This is a genomic window from Streptomyces niveiscabiei (assembly GCF_001419795.1).
Classification (GTDB): Bacteria; Actinomycetota; Actinomycetes; order Streptomycetales; family Streptomycetaceae; genus Streptomyces; species Streptomyces niveiscabiei.
The window spans coordinates 1-4,213 of record NZ_LIRL01000313.1; the positions used below are offsets into that span (position 1 = coordinate 1).

The 4,213-nt window shown below is 73.3% G+C and carries 4 protein-coding genes; 3 read left to right on the top strand and 1 reads right to left on the bottom strand.

Features of this window, described 5'->3' with window-relative positions:
- On the top strand, positions 1-1,613 hold a 1,613-nt coding region (locus AOK24_RS16305; RefSeq protein ID WP_240553955.1), incomplete at its 5' end, for a DUF5682 family protein.
- Here the strand turns inward: AOK24_RS16305 and AOK24_RS16310 are convergent.
- The gene (locus tag AOK24_RS16310; RefSeq protein WP_055720804.1) at positions 1,603-2,409 is read right to left on the bottom strand and encodes an alpha/beta fold hydrolase; all 807 of its coding nucleotides are present in this window, start codon (positions 2,407-2,409) and stop codon (positions 1,603-1,605) included. The genes AOK24_RS16305 and AOK24_RS16310 overlap by 11 nt on opposite strands.
- Positions 2,410-2,502: 93 nt before the next feature.
- Between AOK24_RS16310 and AOK24_RS16315 the strand changes: the two genes are divergently transcribed.
- Together AOK24_RS16315 and AOK24_RS16320 are read left to right on the top strand one after the other, a co-directional pair.
- Entirely contained in the window at positions 2,503-3,633 is a 1,131-nt protein-coding gene (locus AOK24_RS16315) for a hypothetical protein (RefSeq protein WP_055720805.1), read from the top strand.
- Positions 3,626-4,213, top strand: a 588-nt coding sequence (locus tag AOK24_RS16320) for a GNAT family N-acetyltransferase (RefSeq protein WP_055720806.1), incomplete at its 3' end; no start/stop codon positions are given. The genes AOK24_RS16315 and AOK24_RS16320, both read left to right, overlap by 8 nt.

Sequence of the window (4,213 nt, forward strand, 5' to 3'; positions counted from 1 at the left end):
CCCCCGACCGCCTCACCGGCTTCCTCCAGCGGCCCCCGGCCCTCGACCCGCTCGACGAGGCCGAACTCCTCGGCTGGTCCGTCGACATCGTGCACGCCGCGCGCCGCAACGGGTACCTCGCCTCGACCGCCGACGCCATCGCCGTGTTCGAGACGTCGATCCTCCTCGCGGGCATGCGCGACCGCGCCAAGCCGACGCCGTACGACTTCCAGGACGCGGCCGTCACCTGCATCGAGAAGGACGCGGTGCCGGGGCGGCGGGACGTCGGCAGGCTCGTCGAGATCATGATGGGCGGCGACCGGATCGGACAGGTCGGGTACGACGCGCTGCCGCCGCTCGCCCGCGACGTGCACGACAGGCTCGTACCGCTGAACCTGAAACTCCAGCAACGCGGCGTCCAGCGCGCCCTGCTGGACATCGCCGGCCGGCCCGAACTGGCCGCCTGCTCCGACGTGCTGTGGATCCTGCGCAAGCTGCTCCCGCGGGGCGCCGCGCGGCCGATCATGGGGGAGCGGACGCTCGGCGAGCGGTCGATCCAGGAGTCCTGGGACCTCGCGCTCGGCACCCACCAGCGCGAGCTGATCGAACTCGGCTACGAGGGCGTCAGCGTCGAACAGGTCCTGGAACAGCGGCTGCGCCGCACCGCGTACGCCCCGCAGGCCACCGCAGCGACCGTCCTCGAAGCCGTCGAGGACGCCACGCTCTACCTGCGCAGCCGCCGCCTCGCCGACGAACTCGGCGCGCACGCGCTGGAGGTCCTCTCCCGGGAGCGCGGCGTCGACGGCGCGCCGGAGGTGCTGCGCCGGGTACGCCGCCTGCTCGCGTACTACCGGACCGGCGAACCGACGCTGCCCGCGTGGATCGAGTCGTTCGTCAAGACCGGTTACGCCCACTACTGCACGCTGCTGCCGACCGCGTTCACCGACGAGGACGCGACCGTACGGCAGGTCGCCGCGATGCTGGGCTTCCTGTTCAGCATGGAGAGCCTCGCGCTGTCCCTCGGCTGCGACCGTACGCAACTCGAACTCGCCGTGGGGCAGTCGCACCCCGAGGACACCGCGAAGACGGCCCTGCTGTGGGCGGCGCAGACCCACCTCGGCACCCTCCCGCGTGCCGAACTCTCCGCGCGCTGCGACGCGTTGCTGTCCAGCCCGCTCGTCGTCCCCGCCTACCCGCGCTACCTCAGCGGCTTCCTGCACGCCCTCGAACCGGTGCCGCAGCTCGCGGACTTCGTCGTCGAGGCCGTGTCCCACGCGTTCGCGCGGCTGCCCGACCCGGTGCTGCTGCCGTGGCTGCCGACGCTGGTGACGACCCTGCGCGCGAGCGGCGCCGAACTCGCCCCGCTGCTCATCCGCGAGGCCGACCGGCTCTTCCCGGCGCGGCTGCCCGCGCTGGACGCGTGGACGCCGCCGTGGCGGGAGGACCAGGCGGTGCTGCCGTCGGCACGGGCGGCGACATCGACGCTCCTCGCCGCGCACCCGGCGACCTGCGACGCGCTGGCCGGGCTGCTCGGGTGCGACGACCCCTGGCGGGCGGAGGAGGTACGGGGAGCGGCGCTGCTGGGCCGACACCCCGACACCGTGCGGGAGTTGGAGGTACTGCTCAGCCGCTGAGGTCCGTCATGAGTGACCTCAGCCGGTCCGCGAACTCCCGGGGATACCTGGCGTATCCGACGTGACCGCCCGGGAACTCCGCCAGCTCCAGGCCGAGTTGCGCGGCCAGTTCCAGGGCCGGGCGGTGGATGCTCTGGTCGCGGGAGCCCTCGCCGCCCGCGATCGCCAGGCGGCCGGTGATCGGGGCGGTCGCGGCGAGGTCGGGGAGATGGGTGGAGGAGGGGTGCAGCATGTGGGCGAGGAAGAAGCGCGTGTTGTCGTGCGCCTCCGGGAGGTCGGGGGCCGGGCGTCCGCCGAAGAGCGCGGACAGGGTCTCCATCGCGGCGGCCTCGCCCTCCTCGTGGAGCGTCTCGCGGGCCCTGTCGACCAGGGCGAGGAAGTCGTCCGCGTCCGGCAACAGCCGCAGCGAGGGCGGCTCGTGGACGATCAGGGCCGCGACGCGGCTCGGGTGCAGGGACGCGAAGTGCAGGGCCGCCAGCGCGCCCGAGCAGCTGCCGAAGAGCCGTACGCGCTCGTCCGGTACGAGGTGGTCGAGGAGGCGGGCGATGTCCTCGCCGTGCTCCTCGATCCGCTGGTCCACCGGTGGGCCGGTGAGGGTGCTGCGTGAATTGCCGCGCGGGTCGCAGGAGATGACCAGGTGGTCCGTCGCCAGCTCGTCCGCGAGGGCCGTGAACACCGCCGCGTCCGAGTTGCCGCCCGCGAGCAGGAGGAGGGGCGGGCCCTCGGTGCCGCGCACCTCGTAGTAGAGCGTCGCCCCCGGGGCCGGGAGGGTGCCTGCTCGTGCGGGTGAATTCATCGACTCCCCCAGTGAAGTGCCGTCGCTTGACGTACAGTTACTGCATGCGTACTCAGCGTACGGGTGGCGTGCGTGATGAGGTAGGGGGACCTGATGGGCGACGGACCGCGCATCCTTCTCAACGCCGAGGCCTTCGGCTTCGGGCCGGCCGCCGCCTCGGCGGTACTCGCCGAGGAACTTCTCGCGTGCGGCGCCGAGTTGGGGTACGTCGGGGGTGGCCACACGCTCGATCTCCAGCACCGGCCGCCGTACACGGCCGTCCATGACGTCACCGGCCTCTCCGAAGCGGCCTGCCTCGACCGGCTGCGCGGGCTCGCCGGGGAGTACGACGCGGTCCTCACATCCATGGACTTCGCGTTCGGGCTGACCGCCCGTCAGGCGGGGTTCCGGGTCGCCGTGTACGACGCGCTGGCCTGGTTCTGGCCCTGGGTGTGGCCCGTCGTGCGGGACGAGAGCGTGCTGTACCTCGCGCAGGATTTCTTCGGGGTGCGCGAACGGGTCGCCGGGGAGCCGGAGTTGGCGGGGGCGCGGAGCGTCGTCGTGCCGCCGTTGGTGGAGCCCGGTGGTGGGTGGACCGGCGGTGGGCCGGCTGGCGTTGGGGGTCAAGTCGTCGTGAATCTAGGGGGGTTGTGCAATCCGTTCTGGGAGACCGGCGAGGTCGAGGCGTACGCGCGGCTCGTCGTCCAAGGCGTTCGGAGCGCCGTACCGGCGTCGTGCTCCGTCCTCGTCGTGACCAGCGAGGGCATCGCGCGTGAACTGGCCTCCTCCGTCAGCGGGGTGACCGTCGGGACGTACCGTCGCGGCGAGGTCCTCGACCTCCTGCGCGACGCGCCGTACGCCTTCATGACGCCCGGGCTCGGCAACATCTACGACGCCGGCGCGACCGGGGTGCCCACCGTGTTCCTTCCGGCCACCAACACAACCCAGGCCCAGCAGGCCGAAGTTGTCGCCGCGCACGGTTACTGCGACGGGCTCGTCGACTGGGCCGACTTCGGGCTCGCCGTCGACTTCGGGGATGGTGCGCCGGAGATGGCCGGCGTACTGACCTCCGCGCTGCGGGAGTTGAGCGGCGACCCTGACGGCCGGTTCGCCCGCCGGGTCGCGGACGCCGTCGCCGGGATGGGCAAGGGGCGGGCCACCGGGCTGCTGGACCGCTTCGGGAGCGGCGGTGCGCGGGTTGCCGCGGCGGCTGTGGTGCGGTGGGTACAGTCCGGGGATGCCTGAAGACGCGCTGCTGGGCCGGGTCCGGGAGTTGTGGGAGGAACTGGCGGGGGCCCGCTTTCCGCCCGCCGGCGGGGTACGGGTGGTTGTCTCGCCGGGTTCCCGGTTGTGTCCGCCGTCCTGGGTCGGGGCGGTGCGGATCGGGGACACGGTCCTCATCACAGCGCCGGACGAGGACACGGCGCGACGGGTACCGGGTGACGTCGAGGCGCTGCGGCGGGCAGGCGATGAGGTGCTCGGCCCGGCAACGCTCGACTACCTGCCGCCCGGCGGCCTCCGGGGCACCACAAGCGAGTCCGCGTCCCCCGAAGCGGTCCGAGCCCTCCTCAAGGCCGTGGGCGACGAGGACGCCGCCGAGAGCGGCCTCGCCGACACCGACTCACCCGTGTTCGCCACCCACGGGATCCTCGCCGCCGCCGGGTACGCGCTCTGGCCCACCGCAGTCGCCCACCTCTGCGTCCTCACCGTACCGGAGGCCCGGGGGCAGGGCCTTGCCACCGAGGTGGCCGGGGCTGCGGTACGGCATGCGCTGGAGGCGGGGCTGCTGCCGCAGTGGCGGGCGCGGGCGGGGGCGTCGCGGAGG